At 38.7% G+C, this 20,268-nt stretch carries 14 protein-coding genes; 5 read left to right on the top strand and 9 right to left on the bottom strand.

Going from position 1 to position 20,268, the window contains the following annotated elements; genetic code table 11:
• Window positions 1-623: 623 nt before the first annotated feature.
• Window positions 624-1,850, bottom strand: coding sequence for a threonine/serine exporter ThrE family protein (locus tag ACGHEH_RS08485; RefSeq protein WP_390443969.1), 1,227 nt, complete (start codon window positions 1,848-1,850; stop codon window positions 624-626).
• A 126-nt stretch (window positions 1,851-1,976) separates the two neighbouring features.
• Window positions 1,977-3,212: a glycosyltransferase family 4 protein gene (locus ACGHEH_RS08480; protein WP_390443966.1), complete on the bottom strand. Its 1,236-nt coding sequence runs from the start codon at window positions 3,210-3,212 to the stop codon at window positions 1,977-1,979.
• 219 nt (window positions 3,213-3,431) lie between these two features.
• Between ACGHEH_RS08480 and ACGHEH_RS08475 the strand changes: the two genes are divergently transcribed.
• The gene (locus ACGHEH_RS08475) at window positions 3,432-5,948 is read left to right on the top strand and encodes an alpha/beta hydrolase family protein (RefSeq protein ID WP_390443964.1); all 2,517 of its coding nucleotides are present in this window, start codon (window positions 3,432-3,434) and stop codon (window positions 5,946-5,948) included.
• Between the two features lie 91 nt (window positions 5,949-6,039).
• Here the strand turns inward: ACGHEH_RS08475 and ACGHEH_RS08470 are convergent, their stop codons facing one another.
• From ACGHEH_RS08470 to ACGHEH_RS08445, 6 genes are all read right to left on the bottom strand, one after another.
• Window positions 6,040-6,888 carry a DMT family transporter gene (locus ACGHEH_RS08470; protein WP_390443961.1) on the bottom strand — a complete coding sequence of 283 codons (849 nt, stop codon included), beginning with the start codon at window positions 6,886-6,888 and terminating at the stop codon, window positions 6,040-6,042.
• Between the two features lie 154 nt (window positions 6,889-7,042).
• On the bottom strand, window positions 7,043-7,834 hold the full coding sequence (locus ACGHEH_RS08465) for a class I SAM-dependent methyltransferase (protein WP_390443958.1): 792 nt from the start codon (window positions 7,832-7,834) through the stop codon (window positions 7,043-7,045).
• 95 nt (window positions 7,835-7,929) lie between these two features.
• Window positions 7,930-9,018 (bottom strand): methyl-accepting chemotaxis protein, encoded by a 1,089-nt coding sequence (locus ACGHEH_RS08460; RefSeq protein ID WP_390443956.1) that lies wholly within the window; start codon window positions 9,016-9,018, stop codon window positions 7,930-7,932.
• A gap of 72 nt (window positions 9,019-9,090) precedes the next feature.
• Entirely contained in the window at window positions 9,091-9,930 is an 840-nt protein-coding gene (locus tag ACGHEH_RS08455; protein WP_390443953.1) for a GGDEF domain-containing protein, read from the bottom strand.
• 48 nt (window positions 9,931-9,978) lie between these two features.
• On the bottom strand, window positions 9,979-10,407 hold the full coding sequence (locus ACGHEH_RS08450; RefSeq protein WP_390443950.1) for a DUF3429 domain-containing protein: 429 nt from the start codon (window positions 10,405-10,407) through the stop codon (window positions 9,979-9,981).
• Between the two features lie 152 nt (window positions 10,408-10,559).
• Window positions 10,560-11,033, bottom strand: coding sequence for a DM13 domain-containing protein (locus ACGHEH_RS08445; RefSeq protein ID WP_390443948.1), 474 nt, complete (start codon window positions 11,031-11,033; stop codon window positions 10,560-10,562).
• Window positions 11,034-11,588: 555 nt separating this feature from the next.
• On the opposite strand from ACGHEH_RS08445, the gene ACGHEH_RS08440 reads away from it, so the two are divergent.
• From ACGHEH_RS08440 to ACGHEH_RS08430, 3 genes are all read left to right on the top strand, one after another.
• Window positions 11,589-13,172, top strand: a complete 1,584-nt coding sequence (locus ACGHEH_RS08440; RefSeq protein ID WP_390443945.1) for a diguanylate cyclase domain-containing protein — start codon at window positions 11,589-11,591, stop codon at window positions 13,170-13,172.
• A gap of 122 nt (window positions 13,173-13,294) precedes the next feature.
• Window positions 13,295-14,698 carry a YfcC family protein gene (locus tag ACGHEH_RS08435; protein WP_390443942.1) on the top strand — a complete coding sequence of 468 codons (1,404 nt, stop codon included), beginning with the start codon at window positions 13,295-13,297 and terminating at the stop codon, window positions 14,696-14,698.
• Window positions 14,699-14,844: 146 nt separating this feature from the next.
• Window positions 14,845-17,355 (top strand): putative bifunctional diguanylate cyclase/phosphodiesterase, encoded by a 2,511-nt coding sequence (locus tag ACGHEH_RS08430; protein ID WP_390443941.1) that lies wholly within the window; start codon window positions 14,845-14,847, stop codon window positions 17,353-17,355.
• 48 nt (window positions 17,356-17,403) lie between these two features.
• Here ACGHEH_RS08430 and hemH read toward each other — a convergent pair whose 3' ends face one another.
• The gene (hemH, locus tag ACGHEH_RS08425; protein WP_390443939.1) at window positions 17,404-18,420 is read right to left on the bottom strand and encodes a ferrochelatase; all 1,017 of its coding nucleotides are present in this window, start codon (window positions 18,418-18,420) and stop codon (window positions 17,404-17,406) included.
• 259 nt (window positions 18,421-18,679) lie between these two features.
• Between hemH and ACGHEH_RS08420 the strand changes: the two genes are divergently transcribed.
• Window positions 18,680-20,230, top strand: a complete 1,551-nt coding sequence (locus ACGHEH_RS08420) for a methyl-accepting chemotaxis protein (RefSeq protein WP_390443936.1) — start codon at window positions 18,680-18,682, stop codon at window positions 20,228-20,230.
• The last annotated feature ends 38 nt before the right edge of the window (window positions 20,231-20,268 follow it).

Genomic DNA, 20,268 nt, shown 5'->3' with positions numbered 1-20,268 from the left:
AATGTTCAATCTCTTGAGTATTAAAATAATTCACTAAACTTGTTGAAACATAGAGATGGAAAACTGAAACCTGTATTGGTTGAGGGCAACTACATACTTATTGAATGCGGATTAAGCGTATTCTTTAGACAGCAACGCCGCTGTGATTGGGATGAAAACGTATCATTGAGAAGCATCATAAGATATACACCTTCAATAAATCGTTTAATCAAAAAGCAGAACTAATACTAAACATCATTCATACTTCATCATTTTGAGGGACCAAAACTGACGCGTTCTTCGTTAAAAACTTTTTATTTACGACTGTATGGATACAGAAGATAGAGCAATGCTGGAGCAATTATCGAGAATAACTTAATCGCAAAATTTTCGCATTGCCTATACTAAAATCGGTTTGTCAGAGATTGCAGGAAGCTTGAACGGTTTTATTGAGTAATTTTCCTAGCTTCAAAATAGATCTTCTAATTAACAGGAATGGTAAAAAATTTTGAACACTAATAGTTCAGTTCAAAAGAGAATTTGCTATGGATAGGGCTGCAAGAGTTCTAAAGATGAGACCGTAAAACGGTACTTTGAAATTTTTGAAAGATAAGGGCTGAAGCAATCAGCCCCTGATTAATAGCTTAGAGACTTTTCTTTGGTGGCAGCGCCACGTTTGCGAAAATTAACCCCGCGACCAGTGACATAAATATCAAAAATGTTTGTTGACCAATTTGGTCTGCATTCACGAAACTTTGTCCTTCAATTAATGAATTCAAACCAATGTATGTTTTAGAACCAGGCACCAGAACAATAAGCCCTTGCATTGCCACTATTGAGGCTGGGGCATTTACCACACGGTTAAACAAATTACTAAACACGCCGACTGCAAAAGCACCAACGAATGCGCCTATGCTGTAGTCAAAGTAAACCGCAGCGCTGATACTAGCTGCATAAGCGATAAAACCTGAAGCAACCGACCAACTCGCGTGTTTTAACTTGGTTCTGAATATAATTATTAAGCTACCACAAAGTAGTAATACAGCGAGCCAAGCCGTCCATTTAGGCAGTGCTTCTGGCTGAATAAAGTCAGTTTGTCCAAATAATGCAAAACCAATACTAATTCCAAGAAATGCGCCAAAATAAAGTTTAAACAGCAGCATGACAGCATCCATCACACGCGCTGTCCCCGATACCAAATGTCTTGCCGATAACTCCGCAAAACCCAGTGCTAAAGCGAGGCCTGGAATAAATACAATGATCGATGATAACACCACGAGTCGTATGTTGACCCCCGGGTCAATATAGCTACTTACTGCACATGCTGCTATTGCAGCTGCAATGGCAACCAACGGCTCCAACATATGGGTCACGCGTTTAGAGCGGGCTGACCAGAGTACAAACAGAAACACGACAAGTGAAATCAAGCCTGACCATAAGACATCGTTCCAGCTGGTGCCCATTAGCATTGCAAAAGCGGCACCAGAGACCATAAAAGCAAAACCAGTAAACCAATTATTAAACGGGTTCTTGCTTGTATCTATAGTTTCAAGGTTCGCATCGGCTTCTTCGATAGTTAATTCGCCAGCCAACATACGAGTTACTACATCATCGGTATCTGCTAACGAACCTAAATCATGATCGCCAGGTTCGACACGCGCAACATGCGTATACTCTTCTTCGTGGCCGTCTGTCCATATAACAAAGGTCACAGAAGTCGGTGACATGACGAAAGACGATTTTAAGTTTAAGTGCGTTGCGACTTCCATTAAGTGCGCTTCAAGTCGATAGGCTGGCGTACCATATTTGTGCAGCATTTTGCCAAGCTTAACGATAAACTTTCTTTTTTGCGTAAAACTAGCTGTGTTCAAGTTTTTAAACCAAATGAGGGTAGTAAAAGTAAATATTAGGTTAACTATAGCCGAAGTTAACCCAACTGGTATGCTTTGTTAGAAATGGTGCGAATTCTAATCACTTTTGATGTTATGTCTAGCAATTTATAGTGAATTGTTTTTGTTTTTTGCCTCAATCCACTGCGACATATATTGCGTACTTTTCATGGTGTGATGTTTTAACATTTGCCCCATGAAATTTTGCATTCTGTGCGCCTCTAAATTATCAGCAATATCGATAATTCGCTTCATTAATGACGCTTCTAACTCTTGTTGATTGTAAAAAGACCTCAATAACGTTTCTGAAGCATTTTTACTCTCCTCATACAGCTTTTTATCTTGGTAAAGCTTTACTGCTGCATCAGCAAACGTCTGGGCACTATTAGCAATTAAACCAGGCCATGCATGGTCTTCAGTCATGCCTTCAGCACCAATGTCTGTGGTCACACTCGGTGTTTGGTTTATCATCGCTTCTAATAGCTTGCCTTTAATACCGGCACCAAACCTTAAAGGTGCTAAGCATACTCTGGCATTTTGCATGACATTATTTGCATCTTCCGCCCAGCCTTTAATTAGGAAGCCCGTTTTTGAGTTATGCAAGGCTGTGGCTTTCGGGGGCGGGTACGAGCCGTAAATATGTAGCTCAGCTTCAGGTAGTTGTTTCTTAATTAGAGGCCAAATTTCTTGTAAGTACAAAACCGCATCCCAATTAGGTGCGTGTCTAAAGTTACCTATGGTCATAAAGTGGGCTCTTTGCTCAAATTCAGGTAAAGACTTTGGCAAATTATCAAGATTAACCATAAACGGTAGGTGGTGGCATAGGTTCAAATCAATTTTGAAATGAGATTCGAGCAATGACATTTCATAACTCGAGATAATTAAACTCACATCACAACGCAAAATAGCGGCAATCTCACGTTTGGCAATATCACTTTGCAAATCGGCTAAGGTAAAGTCACGTTTGCCTTTGTGGGCAGTATGTCTTGCTTGTCTGAGGCATTGTAAATCTTCAGTATCTAAGATTTTAACAGCATTAGGGGCAAACTTATCGACTCTCCAACCAAATTGCTCCTCCATCATAAAGCGATCAAACATCACAATATCGGGATTATAATTTGTGATGTAATCATCAAAACTCGAACAATTTAACGCTATTTCTTTACTGCTGATCCCAAAATCATTTAGATCAACCATGTGCTCTGTTGGTTGCGAGGGCGTAGCAAACTCAACTTGCCAGTTTTGATTTCGAAACGTCTTAAGTAAAGACATCATATGTGTGCCTGCCGCGGAAGAATTCGGTTCAGGCCACACATAACCAATTACTAAAACACGTTTGTTCATTGTACTCTCATAGATGTTGATTTTGGAGGCGCGAAGTCTACCTGAATTTAATCTAAAACTCGACGTTGTACTGTCATTATGAGGGCTATTCTACAGACATAAATGTATTAAATTTTCTGAAATACCCTGCAAATCTTGAATTATTCAAAGTTACGTAAATAGCTGCAATTTTAATGATTTAAGTATATTATTTCGCTACTAATTGATTAGGGGAACAGTATGAATCGCACAATATCGTCTGTATTTGGCGCTTTTTTCGTTACATTGTTATTATCATCTGAAGCCATTGCGAATGCCAACACAATCGGATTCAAGACACCAACGGAAGAGTTTGCGCGCTTAGTCGAAGTGCAATCTACACCAGATATTTTAATGAGCCCAGACAACGACTGGTTAGTTGAGTTGTCACAGCATGCGATTGGTTCATCTAAACAAGTACAACCGCAACTGTCTTTATTTGGTATTAACTTTAACCCATATAATTACTCGCACGCATCACTCAAGCGTTATGCTGATATTGAAATACGTCATGTTATTTCAGGTTCAGTGCTTAACATCAATAATCTACCTGAAGGTGAAATTAGAGACGTGCAATGGTCTGCGAATAGTCGTTATTTAAGTCTTGTTTTAGAGCGAGTCAATTCTGCAACGTTATGGGTTTATGACGTTAAGACCAGACGATTAGAGCAAGTCACTCAATCGACCTTAAATGGCTTCTTAACAACGTCTCCTTATCAATGGTTACCGGATAGCACGGGGTTTGTAGTTAATATTGCTGTGAATCATGGCAAACCGTTATTAGAAGAGCCCATTGAGCCTCAAAAAGAGCAACGTATTAACATCCCAAATCAAGATGGCTTAGTTATCACTGAGTACTTTCGTCCTGTAGAGGAAGTTGCTGAACCAACTCAAAGCGAGCTAACTACCAGTGATGCATTACAAATAACTTCGCAACCTGAATCCAACAACGTGACAAACCAGCTTGATGAAAATGGACTGCCGGCTTTTGAAGAGATTGAACCTGATCCGATTGCCGATCAGTTCAAATTCTTTGCACAAGGTCAACTGATTAAAATCAGCTTAAGTGGACTTGCAAAGCCGATTGGTCAAGCGACCTTTTTAAATCATTTCGATGTGTCACCTGATTCAACCAATTTAATCGTCAATATGATTGATGATCCTATTACATCAGATAGACCGCTTGAAAACTCTGCCAACGTTTGGCAAGTCTGGGGCATGACAGGTCATGCTTTATATGAATTAGCAGCAAACCCACTCGTTGAAGCTTTGGACTCACCCGTTCTACAAAAAAATAGGTTCCAGTGGCGTTTGGATAAAGGCGCAACGGTTTTATGGGCCGAAGCTAAACCTGATGGTTCGGATAACTTATTTACTGTCAGTGCACCGTTTCGTAAAGCGCCTCAAGCGTTCGCAACATTAGATTGGAAGCTAGATAAGATAGATTGGTTTAACGACAGTTTGGCATTGCTTACTGAACAGTCGTTAGACGATAAAAAGCGTCGACAAAGTATCATTACTCCGAGGGATGCAGACCAACGTCGTGTTGAATTTAAAACATTCACTGCAACAAACTCGTCTCAAACTTGGCATAAATTTATTAAACAAAGGAATGACTTAGGGACAGAAGCACTCAAAGTCGTTGGAGGTCGATATTTGTTTGTGCATAGCCAACAAATTCAAGGTGACTCTGTCATTCAATTACTCGAACGCTTTGATGCAAAAACAAACAGTAAATCAACTGTATGGCAATCTAAGCCTGAATTCTCAGAGTCTTTAATTGCAATGCTTGATGATGAAGGTATGCGTTATTTATTTAGTAAAGAGACTCAGTTGCAGCCTACTAACTTTTTTATTAGTGACTTGACCTTCAATACTTTGGAGCAATTAACGAGAAATACGCACCCAATAGAAGGTTTCATTGGTGTGAAAAAAGAGCAATTACAATATCGTCGCGCCGATGGTCAAACGTTAACAGCAAACTTATACTTACCAAACAACTACGATGCAACTCAAGGTAGCTTAGCTGTCTTATTTTGGTTAGGTAATGATATCTACAACAAGAAGGGTGAGTTTGTAACGAGCAACCACAAAGATATGGTGGCATATGTTGCAAAAGGTATCGCAATTCTAGAAAACCCAAGCATGCCAAGTTTAAAAAATGCAGCTTCAAGCGCAGCGTTTATGACAGATCTAAAGTCTAGCTTTAAAGCGGCAACAGATGCGCTAATTGCAAAAGGGGTTGCTGAACTTGGCAAAATATCAATCGCTGGTCATGGAGCAGGTGCAACGCTTGCTTCACTTGCATTGGCAAACACGGATTACTTTTCATCAGGCATTTTAAGAAGTGGTCAATATAATGTGACTATGGCGAGTAAAGGGTATTTAGACAGTGATGAGGCTTATTGGCAAAAGGCGTCTTTGTTTAGTGGTGTATCTGCTTTTAACTCTGTAGATAAAATTAATGTACCGGTTTTGATTATCCATGGTAAAGATGATGATATGGCGACAAAACTACAAGCTGAGCTGTTATATCAAACCTTATTGAGCTTAGATAAAGAAGCTCGCTTAGTACTACTTCCGAATGAATCACATGATTATCAATCAATAGAAGCTATTTTACATGTGTTATGGGAACAAGAGCAGTGGCTAGAAAAGTGGGTGATGCCAAAGCCAGAAGACTATCTTTTAAATAATGCAGACTTCCAACAGTACTAAGCATTAAACATGATAAAGCCGAGGACGACCTCGGCTTTATTTAATTTATAATTCGACCGTCAAAATTTTAGTTGCTCTACAAATCTTAAATTTAGTGCTTCTCTGTATTACCAAATGAACTGCCCACAGAGGCAATAATAATCATAAAAATTGCGAACCATTGCCATACAGTTAAAAGCTCTCCTAAGATAATAAGTCCGGCTACAGCGGCAACAGCGGGCTCTAAACTCATCATGATACTGAATCCCTGTGCAGGCATATTTCTAAGCGCAACCATTTCTAAACTATAAGGCAGCGCGCTTGATAAAATGCCTATCATAATACCAAGCGGGATAAGCTCCCAATTCAATAATGCAACACCTTGTGAGGCTGCGCCATATGGCACTAATACGAGTGCTGAAACTGCCATTCCAATTGCAACGGTTGCGCCACCTGAGCCTTGATTACCGGTTTTTTTACCAAATAAAATATAACCCGCCCAAAATCCACCTGCGACTAGCGCAAGTATGACGCCAATTGGGTCGAGCCCTTCTTGAGTGCTCATATCAGGGAGTAGTAATACAATGCCAGCGATAGCAAAGATAACCCATAAATAGTCACGTTTTCTTTTCGATGAGAACAAAGCAACCGCAAGAGGGCCGGTAAATTCAAGGGCAACACCTATCCCAAGCGGTATTCGTTCAATGGCGTAATAAAAAGTGATATTCATGCCGCCTAAACAAAGGCCATAGACAACAATTGGTCCCCATTTTTTTGGTACGTGTCGCCATGGCCTAAAAATAAGACATAAAATAAGGGCTGAGAACCCAAGTCTATAAGCCGTCGTGCCCTCTGGCCCAACATAGGGGAAGAGTTGTTTGGCAATAGATGCACCGGATTGAATGGTGATCATTGCACACAGTAAGCAAGCCACCGCGAAAAGCAAATCTCTATTTGCCATTGGTTATGTTTACTCTCATATTAAATCAGAGGCGTAGTCTAATCGTGAAATTCACTTTGCTCAATAGGCTTGTATACATTATTCATAGCTTTTGCGGTGAGCATCTACTTTTCTAACATACTGTTTTCTTAAGATAGATAAATACTCACATTTATTAAAAAGTCTCGCTTTTTAAATATTCCATCCAATCGTCATGGTGCTTTTTCATATTCTTATGCTTTTTAGAATTTGTATGCGCGAGCTTATCTTTGTCTGTAAGGAAAGGGCCTGCGCGACAGGAGCTACAATGATTATCTAAAAGATAATGCGGTTGGCTCAGGTGAGGTAATTCATCGGATGTTGTTTTTGCCGACCACACATAACTGATCCCACTGGTGTCTTTTACATGCTTATCTCTATCTACATTTCTGATTTTATAACCTGGAAAGTCATTGATATTAAATATACTTTGACCAAGATAGTTAATATCCAAGCCCTTCGTCAGTGAGGACTCTAAATCCCACTCACAATAAGGCTTCACATCTTTTGACGTGATAATGCACAACATGGGACCTGCAGGGTCAAGTACGTACTTGTGAGCGAAGTGTATGTATAACCGTAATAAACGTCTGTTTAAGGTATTTACCGACAGACTCTGCTGTTTAAAATCATCAAAATTAGAAAATGCCGGTATCAATGGAAATTGAAATATCACCACATCGATGCTTTGACTAGCAACCCTTTGCCATGAGCTTGGTTCAGTAACATCAAATTCTGTTAATACTTCTACTTGTTTTTGTTTTAAAGCATTGAGCGCATTATCTTTGTATTTATTAAGCAATACAGTTTCTGAATCATATACGCTGGTAATAAGCTGTGAACGAGGAAATTGTAAAGAGAGTGCGTGGGAAAAACTGAGGTCGCCATCACCGACGGTCAAAATACGCCACTGTTTATTTAGTTTCATAACTATAATGTACAAATAACAATGGCGTGATTATATATTTTATAGCCTCAAGATACGAGGCTCCTTATTTTCACTAGTTTATCAGGAAGAAGCTATTAAGCTTGTCTAGCTAATTCATCTAGCAAAGACATAACTTCAGCAGATGCTTGTTCCATCTGATTAAGCTTTTGAATACAGCCTTGTTTGTTTCCTTGAGCAAATAAATTCATTGCTTCAACACCATTGGTATGAACTTGCTTGTGAGGGGCATCAAGGCGTTTAAATGCACTTAAATCCCCAAACTTTTTCTGCCCTTCAGAATTCATCCACGTCCCTAAACGGCAGCTGGCATTATCAGCAAATGCAGAAATCGGTTGCGAATTTAAACCGATAAGGTGGTTATAGACATCTGATTTCCATACAACATGGTCTAGCTTTACTGTTTGCACAAATGTTTGTGTGGTTGTATCCATGATGGTGTTTTTCATCGAACCACAGGTACCCACTATGCTTGAATAATCATCGTTTAGCTGCGCGATACTCTCGGATAAATCGTTGTTTGAATTTTGGATCACATTAACGGCGTTTACCGTTTGTTGTGTTGTATCCATGATTTGTTTTACAAGGTCTGATACTTCGTTTGCTGACTCATTGGTATTATTCGCAAGCGCACGAACTTCATCAGCTACAACGCTAAAACCTCGACCCGCTTCACCTGCACGTGCAGCTTCAATTGCAGCATTAAGTGCCAGTAAGTTAGTTTGGTCAGAAATCTTAGAGATAGTGGTAACGAATGTATTGATATTATCAGCCATTTGCGACAAGCCGGAAATGTTGGTCGTCATGGTTGCCATGTTTTGTGTGAGACCGTCCATACCTGATAAAATGTCAGACAAAGATTTTTCAGATGTTTGGAAAATCGAATTGATGTTATTGATAGATTGGCTTTCTTGTTCTATTGAATTAAAACTTTGACTAACAGTTTCTCTGATATTTCGTACTTGAGATAAACCATTAATGGCGCATTGAAGGAGTTGGTTATCGGTGTTCTCATTGAGTTGAGTCTGGGTTTCGACTAACAATTCGTTAAGGTTATCATTCTCAGATTGAAGCTTTTCGTTGTCTTGCTGTAAAAGCTGTACTTGTTGACGTAATGCCTGAAGTTCTTGTTCTTGCTGTTGATTATTAAATAAGTTACCGAACACAGCGATTCCCTCACAAATAGAAATTAGTTTTAGACTATCAGCATGATCTAAAAAGTGCCAGAAATAAGCACATTAAGTTCTTGGTGTTTGACGAATTATTTTGTGTGATTTATCAGAATACATGGCTGAATCGGCACGGTGCATAATTTCATCTGGCGATTCTTTAGAAGTAATTTGGGCCACTCCAATACTTACCCCCACTCCAAACTCAAAAATATGCTCTATTAACTTGTCTCTTAACGCTTCTATGTTGTCAGGTGGTGTTTTACTAAAAGCGACAAACTCATCCCCACCCAATCTAAAACAGTTTTCATTGCCAAATTCCGATTTTAAAGTGTTTGAAATTAAGATTAATACTTCATCACCAGTTTGGTGACCATGTGCATCATTAGCAGATTTAAAATTATCAAGATCAAAATAGAGTAGAAAGGGATATTTGCTGCCCAAATTAACAAAGTTTTCAAAGCAAGATTTTCTATTACCGAGCTGGGTTAGGTGATCATGATTAGCTTCAAAGCTCAGTTTCTCTTCGAGCTTTTTTCGTCGTGATATCTCATTATTTAATTTGTTTATGATTTTTCTTTCACGATGAATAACGTTGTAAAGCACCACACAAGTTAAAATCAAGCCAATCTTTTTTAGAGAAGTATCAGCGACCAAAAGTGGGAGTGTGTCTTTACTCAGAATGTCATCGAGTACATCAAGAAATAGTCCAACACAGTACATTCCCCAAGCGATGACTAAAAAACGGTTACTGACATACTGGGCGCCATAACCAATTAATAAACTGGTACACGAAAACCAAAACAGTTCTTCGAATGCATCTATATCAATACCAGGCTTTCTCAAAAGTAAAAAGGAAAGGCAAAGTGTGATTACTATTATAAATGAATAAAAATATTTAATCTTCATCTGCTACATGTAGTTTGTGCCACATACTACATATAGCAGATTTAACAGTTAAATGTTGTTAGAAAGCTCAATTTGTTGTGCAATCATAAATAAATGACTGACAAACAAAACAGAAGTCAGAACAAAACGCATCTTGTGGTAGTCCTTATGGTAGGACTGCCACGCTGGCATACCTCGCTCGAAAAGTAGAATTAATGGATAACAAAGAGCCAAATAAGCTAAAGTTATTGTTGTATTGGCAAAAGCCAGTAAAGGGAAGGGAATAATAAGCAATACGGCCATCACTGCATGAGTTATGCTTTGCTCTCCAGGGCGCCACATTACTCCTGCACAAAAGGCTGAAATCCCAAGGCTATAAATCGTAAATGCTTGAATAAGCGCTTCGTTACTTCCAAGTATCAAACTACCGAATATGCATGCTAAAAATGGTAAGACACCATAATAGCCAAGCTGTACATGATTTGAGAAAGAGTGCATGGTGTTACCAATATAATTTTTACTATTTCAATATGATACCAGTTTTATACAGAACTAGATCAATCATGATCGATTTCTGTTAGAAGAAAAATTTAAGATCTAAAGCAGAGCCTGTATTTACAAATATTTCGTATCATTGGTGAAAAGCACTTCTAACCTGTTTTGTAATTTGCAGCAGTAATAAACTCTTGGAATGCCTCGCACCAGATGACAACATTTGAATATTTACTTACATCAACGCTATTTGGTACTTCTAAAATAAAACCATTAAATGATTTTACTCCCCCCACTCTAATCATATTTTGTTTATGTTGAAGAAACTGAGGCTCATCTTCCACAAAAGTCGGCGATAGATAAACTTGATAATCAGGACCTGGAGCTAACTTGCCCTGAAAGACAACATTTTTGTCAGACAGTGAAAAAGTGCCTTCTCCGAAATGCAGAAAGTCTGAACCACTTAAAGAATCGGGGATCGTCGCTTGGTATTTTGTATCGATTGTTGCTGTGGCAAATTCAAGCATGCTAGGTGATGATGGAGCCATTAAAATAGGTAACGTGTAAACACCACTTACAAAACCAAGCAGAAAAATGATAGTAGCTGATACAAAAAGTTTAATTTTCTTCAAAACATATCCTGAACATATCTTTTTTAGGAGTATAGTCGTTTGTCACGCTTCTAGCTCAAATAAATATAGAAGTACAATGATGGGCTTTTTAGCATCCATGGTACGTATCTGAGTGCTAGGGTTTCTTTTTTTTACTTTTATCTTTTTCTGGCACTATACAAAAGCCAAGAGAAGAAACAACATAGACTAGGATTAACGAATTACCTATAACCAAAACATGCTTATCACTGACAAGTAGCCATAAAGTGGCGAGCAATACACAAGCAACAGTAAGATGAGTAGTCAGGGCTTTGAGTTTACTGCGAACCATAAAAATCAGCACAAATTAAGATATTGAAATTATACCGATGTCAGATAGAAAAAACGACTATCTTATTTTTGGTAAATAAATTGTTATCTTAATCAATTTTTTGAGGTTCTTGATGTTTTTTATTGTTATAATTGGTATATAAAATTTAAAACATAAAGTTGATTTAGATTAATGATTTATTTTTTTCTAAGGGTAACTTTGTAATGTTGGGTTTGTATTTACACTTTTAACCATTAGAGGTTCATTTGGTTAATGTTTTTGGTGCCTTCAGGCGACTTGATTTAAAACGCTTAGTTTTGATATTGGCTTTTTTCGGTGTGCTATTAACGCTTGGAAACGCACTTTTTGCTGTTTATAAAGTTCAAAAAGACTTGATCGTCAATGATACCTTAGAAGCAAATAGAGTCTATGCGAGCAAAATAGCCAATGTAACAGACCTTTTTCTTGGGACAGTTTTATCTCAGCTCGAATATACCTCAGATTCCTTAAAAAATAATCATGATGACCCGACTGTTTTACAAACTGAATTAGAGCGTTTGTTAGAACAAACAGATAGTTTTAATGCAACCATTTTTGTTGATAAGCATGGCAAAGTACGTGCCGTATCTCCCTCATCATTAAATCTAGTTAATACCTATATTGAAGATGAGAAAGCTCTTGAACCATTAACTAGACAACAAACTTATATTTCAGAACCTTTCTTGTCTCCGGTCGGTAATTTAATCGTTAGCATCACTACACCAGTATTTGACGGCCAAAAAAGGTTTGTCGGTTTTGTAGGTGGTGCTATTTATCTTCAAGAAAAAAATATTCTCAATCAAATACTAGATAAACACCACCATAGTGATGATTCCTACACATACGTTGTAGACCAAAATGGTCATATTATTTTCCACAAAGATGTAACTAGAATTGGTGAAAAAATAACAAACAACCAAATAGTTGATGCGGTTTTATCAGGTATATCAGGCAGTATGATTACAGATAACTCACATAATCAGAAAATGTTGGCTGGATTTGCCCCAGCGAAACTGCCAAATTGGGGAGTTGTTTCGCAGAGTCACAAGTCAGCAACGCTGGATAAGGTTTCGAATACAATCATTGATGTCTTATTAAGCACATTACCACTTATAGTTCTGACTTTGATTATTATCCTGTTGTTTGGTACCAAGATTGCCCAACCATTGGCAAGCTTGGCTCAGGCGTTAAAAGAAGAAGGTCTCGATAGTAAGTTTGATGCAAATAAAATCAACACTTGGTATTTTGAAGCTGATTATTTAAAACAAGCATTCTTATCAAGCCATAAACGTATTGAACAAACGATTCAAAGACTTGATCAAGACAGACAAAAAGATCAATTAACTCAATTGCTAAACCGCCGAGGTATGGAGAACGCGATTTCGTACTTCGTGGCACAAGAACAAGCTTTCTCAGTACTGGCACTAGACATTGACCATTTTAAGCGAGTAAATGATACTTATGGACATGATATTGGTGACATTGTCATTAAAGAGTTTGCAGCGCTTATGCAAAATTGTGCCCGAGAGCAAGACCTAGTTTGTCGCTCTGGCGGAGAAGAGTTTTTGATTTTCTTGCCAAATGTAGAGCTAAATGTTGCATATAAAATCGCAGAAAGGCTTCGGCTTAGCCTCGCTGAATTTAATTTTCAGCAAGTCGGTATCGTTACAACTTCGATAGGCATATCTCATTGGCCAAATTTGAGCGAAGATATAGATACTGTGTTGAAGCAAGCTGATAGAGCGCTTTACAGTGCGAAAGAAGCTGGTAGGAATCGTACACACATTGCAGAGCAAGCTTATTCAAACTAGACCTCTTCAATTCTTGTTTTCATTTGTTGACATCTTGAAGGTGAATAATGGCGCTGATTTAGGTATTATTCGCGCTCCAGACTACTCGAGAGTCTCAGATCTATAAGAATAGGAGCGTGTAAATGGGTAATATCAAAGTACCCCATACCTTGATTTTGTTATTGGGCATGATGGTTGTGGCTTTATTTGCAACCTGGGTTGTGCCACAGGGCTTTTTTGAAACAAGTACGACTGAATCAGGTCGTCAAATGGTTGTGGCAGGCACTTATGCGCAGGTTGCAGACAAAACTTATCTTACCCCATGGGATCTACTAACTTCTATTCCACGCGCGTTTGCTGCGGCGCAAGATGTTATTTTCTTTGTATTAATTGTTGGTGGTGTGCTCGCAATCGCGCGTGCAACAGGCACTGTTGATGCGCTAATCGGTCGCCTTTTAGAAAAGCATGGCACTAAACCACAGCGTCTTATCTTCATGGTTGTATTTTGTTTTGCACTTGCTTCGAGTGCAATCGGTACGGCAGGTGAATACATTCCCTTTGTATTAATCCTAGTAGGCCTTTGTAAGGCTATGCGTCTTGATGCAATGACAGCGGTAGGTATGATTGTAGCGGGTTATGGTATCGGTTACGGTGTATCAGCATTTAACCCATTCACTGTACTAATTGCTCAACAAATTGCTGAAGTGCCTCAATATTCGGGTGTTTGGTTACGTTTTGCTATTTTCATTCCTTTTGTTTTAATTGGTTTCCATCATGTTTGGAGCTACTCTAAAAAAGTATACGAAGATCCAAGCAAATCAGTGATGATAGGTGTGCCTTGTCCTTTAGAAGGTCAAGAAAAACCATCTTACCCGCAATTAAATAAACGCCACCAGATGATCTTAGGTAGCTTCATCGTTACGCTGGTTATTGCGATCTGGGGTATTTCTACAAAAGGCTGGTACTTAACGCAATTAGGTGGTGTATTTATCGCTTGGGGTGCTGTGGTTGCCGTATTAGGTAAATTATCTGCAGACGAAACTGCGAATCGTTTTATCGAAGGTGTGTCAGACCTAGTTACGACTGCAATCTTAATCGGTGTGGCCCGTGGTATCGCATTGGTACTGGAAGATGGTCAAATTTTACATACATTAGTTCATGCGATGTCTTTACCGCTTTCTTATGTGGGTGCTGAAGTATCAGCGGTGGGCATGTTAATCATCCAAACTTTATTAAACACCTTTATACCATCAGGCTCTGGGCAAGCCTATGTGACTATGCCATTGATGGCACCATTAGGCGATTTAGTGGGTGTACCACGTCAGGTTGCAGTACTTGCGTATCAGTTTGGTGATGGCTTCTCAAATATGATCATCCCTACAAATGCCGTATTAATGGGTATTTTAGGTATGGCGGGTGTACCTTACACGCATTGGTTCAGATTCTGTTTGCCACTTATGCTTAAACTTATGGCAGCAGCATCAACCGTACTCGTTTTAGCCGTAATATTTGGCTATGGTTTAGATGTTCAGCCAGTAATTCAATAATTACATCGTTTGAAATTGCTGCAACAATGATTAGTTGCAGCAATTTATCTGCATTTTTTTGATCTAACTACAAAACACTTCAAAACCCTTCCATTATTATTACGATTCGTGCATTTTGTATATACGTCTTTTATTTAGTGGGTCATATGACACTTTCTTTTAGCCATTTTTACAGTCTTGAGAATAGCCAAGCTAGGTATGAACAAGCCATTCAAATGATGTTTGATAAGCTTGAACCGGTTCATTGCCTAATAGGTCAATTTATTAATAGAAGAACTCAAGTACAAACAATTTGTTATGCTAAGGACGGAGTTTTGCAACCAAATATCACTTATGACCTTGCAGGTACCCCTTGCAATGATGCGCAAGATAGTGAAGGGGTCTGCATGCTTAATCATTGTTTGCAAGAGACTTATCTTGATGATGAATTATTAAGAGTTTTAAACATCAATAGTTATGCTGGTGTCACTTTACGAGCGTTAGATCACATGCCGATTGGGATCATGGTTTGTATGTATGAAGACGAACGCCTGTTAGATGAAAGTCAGCAATCGTTTTTAAAAGAATTAAGTTACATCGTTGGGGCTGAACTAAATCATAATTTAGAAATGGCTTCACAAGATTTGATTTTAAAGCAGCTTGCTAAAGGTGAACGCATTGCAAAACTGAGTTCTTGGAATTGGCATCTAGAACAAGATAAGCATTGGTTTAGTAAAGAAATGCGCCATCTTATTGGCAAACATTATGATATAGAGTTAAGTCTAGATTGTTTTTTAGAGTGTTTAGAGCCTAGAGATAAAGAGAGACTCGAAGACTTGCTCTTGCTTTTAAAGCTTGGGGATATTGAGCAAATCGATACCACAGTGCGTCATAAGTTATTGTCTAAGCGCAAAGGCCTGATGCGCATTATTGGGCATATTGAAAACGAAACCGGCCCAATATCTGAACGTGTTTTTACTGCTACAGTGCAAGACATATCTCAAATCAATGCACTAACAAAGCAGCTAGAATTAACCAATGTGGTTTTCGAACACGCAACAGACGCTATTATGATCACAGATCATGAAAACAAAATCATCATGGTCAACAAAGCATTTGAAGATTTGACAGGTTATAAAGGCTTTGAACTAATGGGCCAAGACCCTGGGGTCCTTTCATCAGGTCAGCAAAGCGAACAGTTTTACAAAAATATGTGGCATGCGCTAGACACTTCGGGTACATGGAAAGGTGAAATTTATAATCGACGTAAAAATGGTCAAATTTTTCCAGAAGAATTGACTTTAAGTGTTGTTAAAGATGAGTTAAATCAACCTACAAATTATGTCGCGATATTCAGAGACATTACTGAATGGAAGCGTAATGAAGCCCAATTAACGTTTTACGCAAATCATGAACCGCTTACAGGCCTGACCAATCGTCGCTCTTTTTTAGAAAACTTAGAGCAAGTTATTTCGGAAAACCGCGCGAAGAAAAAAGAGTCTGTAGTTTTATTTATTGGCTTAGATCGGTTTAAAGAAGTCAATGACGTTTATGGCTCAGAGATTGGTGATAATGTTTTATTGTCAGTAGCTAAGCGAATAAAGAATGGCGTACGCCGGCAGGATATAGTTTGTCGTTATGGTGGTGATGAATTTGCTATTTTACTCCAGAACAGCGGCATAGATAATGCGATGCTTGTGGCTGAGAAAATTCAGTCTAAAATATCTCTTCCATATGTATTTAATGAATTGTCGGTAGAGATCACAGCTTGTATTGGTGTAGCAGAATTAACATCAAATCAACCCTTGACTGCATCAACTTTAATCAGTCATGCAACGCATGCTTTGGGCTCAGCAAAGAAAACGTCACCAGGTCAAATTGCACTTTACAATGAAGCTATTCAAAATGCTTATTTACAGAAAATACACCTCAGAGACAAACTCAAAGAGGCCATAAAATACCAACTACTCTCAGTGCACTACCAGCCTATAATTGATTCAACGACAGGGAAAATTTGCAAGTTCGAAGCACTTGTGCGTTGGTCTGATAGTGAGCTTGGTGCTATCTCACCGGGGCAGTTTATTCCAATTGCCGAAGAGTTTGGTCTTATCCATCAAATCGGTCAGTTTGTACTAGAAAAGAGCTGTAAAGACTTGGCTAAAATTCACAGACAAGGTCATACACATATATCAATTTCTATTAACCGCTCTGTTAATGAATTCAAAGCAAGTAACGATCAATATAAACAGATTATCAACGCGATTGAAGAAAACAACTTGCCTTATAATGCATTAACGATTGAGGTGACTGAATCTGTAGCTGCCAATCAATATACGTGGCAAGTACTGGGTGATCTTCAAAAGAGAGGCGTGCAAATTGCGCTAGATGATTTCTGTACTGGTTATTCTTCGTTAAGCCATCTATTAGAGAGTCAGGTTGATTTCGTTAAAATTGATCGTTCTTTTATTGATACGCTTATCGATGACAAGAAAAAGCAAGCTATGGTGAAATACCTTGTTGAATTAGGTGATGATATTGGCACACAATTAATTGCAGAAGGGGTTGAACAGGAATCCCAAGTTAATATGTTAAAACAATTTGGGTGTCATAATGTGCAGGGGTTCTTTTATAGCCCAGCTCAACCGATATCAGTTTGCTTAGATATGCTTAATAAATAGTATTCAAAGTTAGGCACTCACCAAAATGAGTGCCTGTTTATTATGTGTTTATAAGTTTGGCTTTAACACATCATATAATGCGTCAATATGATCATCTCTGTCATTTAAGGCTGCAATATAGCGATACTTTTCACCACCTGCTTCTTCGAAAATCTCGCGATTTTCTTCCTCTAATTCTTCTAATGTTTCTAAGCAGTCAGCGCTGAATGCCGGACTGATAATGGCAATATCTTTGATGTCTTCTTTAGGAAAAGATTCTAGGGTTGCATCAGTGTATGGCTTTAACCACTCAGCTTTACCAAAGCGACTTTGGAAAGTCGTCATAACTAGTTCTTTATCTAAGCCTAATTTTTCAACAACTAAGCGCGTGGTTTGATGACATAGGCAGTGATACGGGTCACCGTGATCTAAGAATTGTTTTGGCATGCCATGGTAAGAGAAAACAATTTTTTGTGGCGTACCATGTTTATCTAAGTCTTCTTGAATACTATTAGCAAGAGACTCTATGTATAGTGGGTTTGTGTGATAGCCATTGATAAAATGGAACTCAGGAACCCAGCGCCATTTTTTTAATACACGTGCAATCGCATCAAATGTTGAGCCAGTTGTCGGGCTTGAGTACTGAGGGTATAAAGGAAACACGACAATGCGAGTGATACCTTTATCTCTTAGTTTTTCCAAACCTGCTTCAATTGAAGGGTTGCCATAACGCATCGCAAGCTCGACTTCTACGTTATGATTATTGGCTTTTAACTTCTCGGCAATTTTGTCTGCTTGTTGCTGAGAAATATGAATAAGCGGCGAACCGTTTTCAGTCCAAATACTTTCATAAGCTTTGGCTGATTTCTTTGGGCGAATTCGTAAAATAATCCCATGAAGTATCATTAACCATATTAGGCGCGGTATCTCGACAATTCTTGGATCAGATAAGAATTCGGCCAAATAAACACGTAAGGCTTTAGGCGTTGGTGCATCCGGGCTCCCTAAGTTGGTTACCAAAATACCAGTCTTTTTATTAAAACGACCCTCATGCGGGTTGTCAGTGAGCGCTGAAAAACGAGACACAAAATGCTCCTTTATAAATTACCATTCTTTAAAAAAGTGAGACGGTGTTGAGAGTGGAAGATTTTACAAGATTTTCAATACGTTCGACACCTAAAATAGGATCATTATTGAATCAGCGCAAAGCGTGTAATTTTTATAGTTATTTAGTATTGATTTTTACGCTAATTATTAAATATTGTTTGCGTAATAAATAATTTATTAGTAGATTTCGTGCCCCGAAATCAATCTAAATTCTGCTGTTTTACATTAGAGGGGCATAATGAGAAACAACCAGCCAATTACTGCAAATCGCAAAACCTTTTCTTCTGATGTGAAATTAATCTCTGTGACAGACTTACAAGGCAATATTACCGAGTGTAATGAAGAATTTATTGCTATCAGCGGTTTCAGTAGAGAAGAGTTGATTGGTCAACCCCACAATATTGTTCGTCACCCTGATATGCCTGAAGTGGCATTCAAAACCATGTGGGCAGAACTTAAACAAGGTAAGCCGTGGATGGGGTTGGTTAAAAACCGTTGTAAGAATGGTGATTTCTACTGGGTTGATGCCTACGTTACCCCTGTCACAGAGCATGGCAAAGTAGTCGGGTACGAGTCGGTCAGAAGTGTACCGAATGAATCAGCAATTAAGCGTGCTGAACTTATTTACGCTCAAGCGGAACAGAATAAAACCGGGTTTAACTTCCGAGTCGATACTTATTACGCAGCACTCGCAGTCATTTTGGCTTTATGTGTGGCTGCATTTATTTCAGGTTATCAAGTCGCGGCTTTTGCTTCTTCTATTCTTGCCACTATTTTAACCATCGTCCTAAAAAGCAAACAAAAGAACTACTACTTTAAAGCATTAAGCAATGAGCTTTCGAGTAGCTTTAGTGATGACATTGCTAAGTCTGTTTATTCAACTTACCCAAGTGACATTGCTGACTTACATGTACGAATTCTCAGTGAGCGAGCGCACTTAGACACCGTTGTTACCCGTATTGCTGATGCGGCAAAGCATGTATCTAAAGGAGCTAGCTCCTCTTTAGCTATGGCGCAAAATGCCAATACACAATTAGAACAGCAGCAATTACAGACTGAGCAAGTCGCAACAGCTATGAACGAAATGAGTATGACCATTAACGATGTGTCGGGTCATGTTCAAGCAACGGCTGAGCAAGCGGGTCAATCACACGATCTTGCAACACAAAGTGCGCAATACAGCGAGCAAACTAAGCGTGCAATTGAGTCATTGACGAATACTGTGTTAAACATCAAGCAATCTGTAGAAGGAGTATCAAAGCAAACTTCACGTATCGCAGATGCAGCGCAATTTATTGAACAAATCGCGGAGCAAACAAACTTGTTAGCTCTAAATGCTGCAATTGAGGCTGCTCGTGCAGGTGAGCAAGGGCGAGGCTTTGCTGTCGTTGCTGATGAAGTTCGCAGTCTTGCTAAAAGAACCCAGCAATCTACACAAGAAATCCAAGGAATTATCAATGAATTATCACAAAGTACAGAGCATGCGGTTATAGTGGCTGAACAAGGTGAGCAAGAATCTCAGCAGGGCATGACTCATTTGTTACAAAGCAGCGATATGTTAGTTAAAATTAATGAATCGATTGACAAAATTAATGATATGTCATTGCAAATTGCAGCAGCCATCGAAGAGCAAGCAAATGTTTCAGACGATATTAATCAGCAAGTCGTTAATATTGCTTCACTAGCGAGTGACAGTTTAAACAGCGCTTCAAGTGTTGAGCAGGCAAGCCAAACACTCACTCAAGTATCTCAAGATATGGTTGAATTAGTCGTGCGTTTTAAACGCTAAACACCACGTTAAACAGTTGGTATATCAACTCTGATGAT

Source organism: Pseudoalteromonas sp. MTN2-4, from assembly GCF_042848605.1.
GTDB lineage: Bacteria > Pseudomonadota > Gammaproteobacteria > Enterobacterales > Alteromonadaceae > Pseudoalteromonas.
The sequence above is the reverse complement of the archived record's forward strand: the minus strand, read 5'-3'. Positions and strand labels throughout refer to the sequence as shown.

Bases quoted from the DNA above. Each gene is read 5' to 3' on its own strand.
- ACGHEH_RS08480 (WP_390443966.1), bottom strand. From the start codon at position 3,212: ATGAACAAACGTGTTTTAGTAATTGGTTATGTGTGGCCTGAACCGAAT.
- ACGHEH_RS08475 (WP_390443964.1), top strand. From the start codon at position 3,432: ATGAATCGCACAATATCGTCTGTATTTGGCGCTTTTTTCGTTACATTG.
- ACGHEH_RS08470 (WP_390443961.1), bottom strand. From the start codon at position 6,888: ATGGCAAATAGAGATTTGCTTTTCGCGGTGGCTTGCTTACTGTGTGCA.
- ACGHEH_RS08465 (WP_390443958.1), bottom strand. From the start codon at position 7,834: ATGAAACTAAATAAACAGTGGCGTATTTTGACCGTCGGTGATGGCGAC.
- ACGHEH_RS08455 (WP_390443953.1), bottom strand. From the start codon at position 9,930: ATGAAGATTAAATATTTTTATTCATTTATAATAGTAATCACACTTTGC.
- ACGHEH_RS08450 (WP_390443950.1), bottom strand. From the start codon at position 10,407: ATGCACTCTTTCTCAAATCATGTACAGCTTGGCTATTATGGTGTCTTA.
- ACGHEH_RS08435 (WP_390443942.1), top strand. From the start codon at position 13,295: ATGGGTAATATCAAAGTACCCCATACCTTGATTTTGTTATTGGGCATG.
- ACGHEH_RS08430 (WP_390443941.1), top strand. From the start codon at position 14,845: ATGACACTTTCTTTTAGCCATTTTTACAGTCTTGAGAATAGCCAAGCT.
- ACGHEH_RS08420 (WP_390443936.1), top strand. From the start codon at position 18,680: ATGAGAAACAACCAGCCAATTACTGCAAATCGCAAAACCTTTTCTTCT.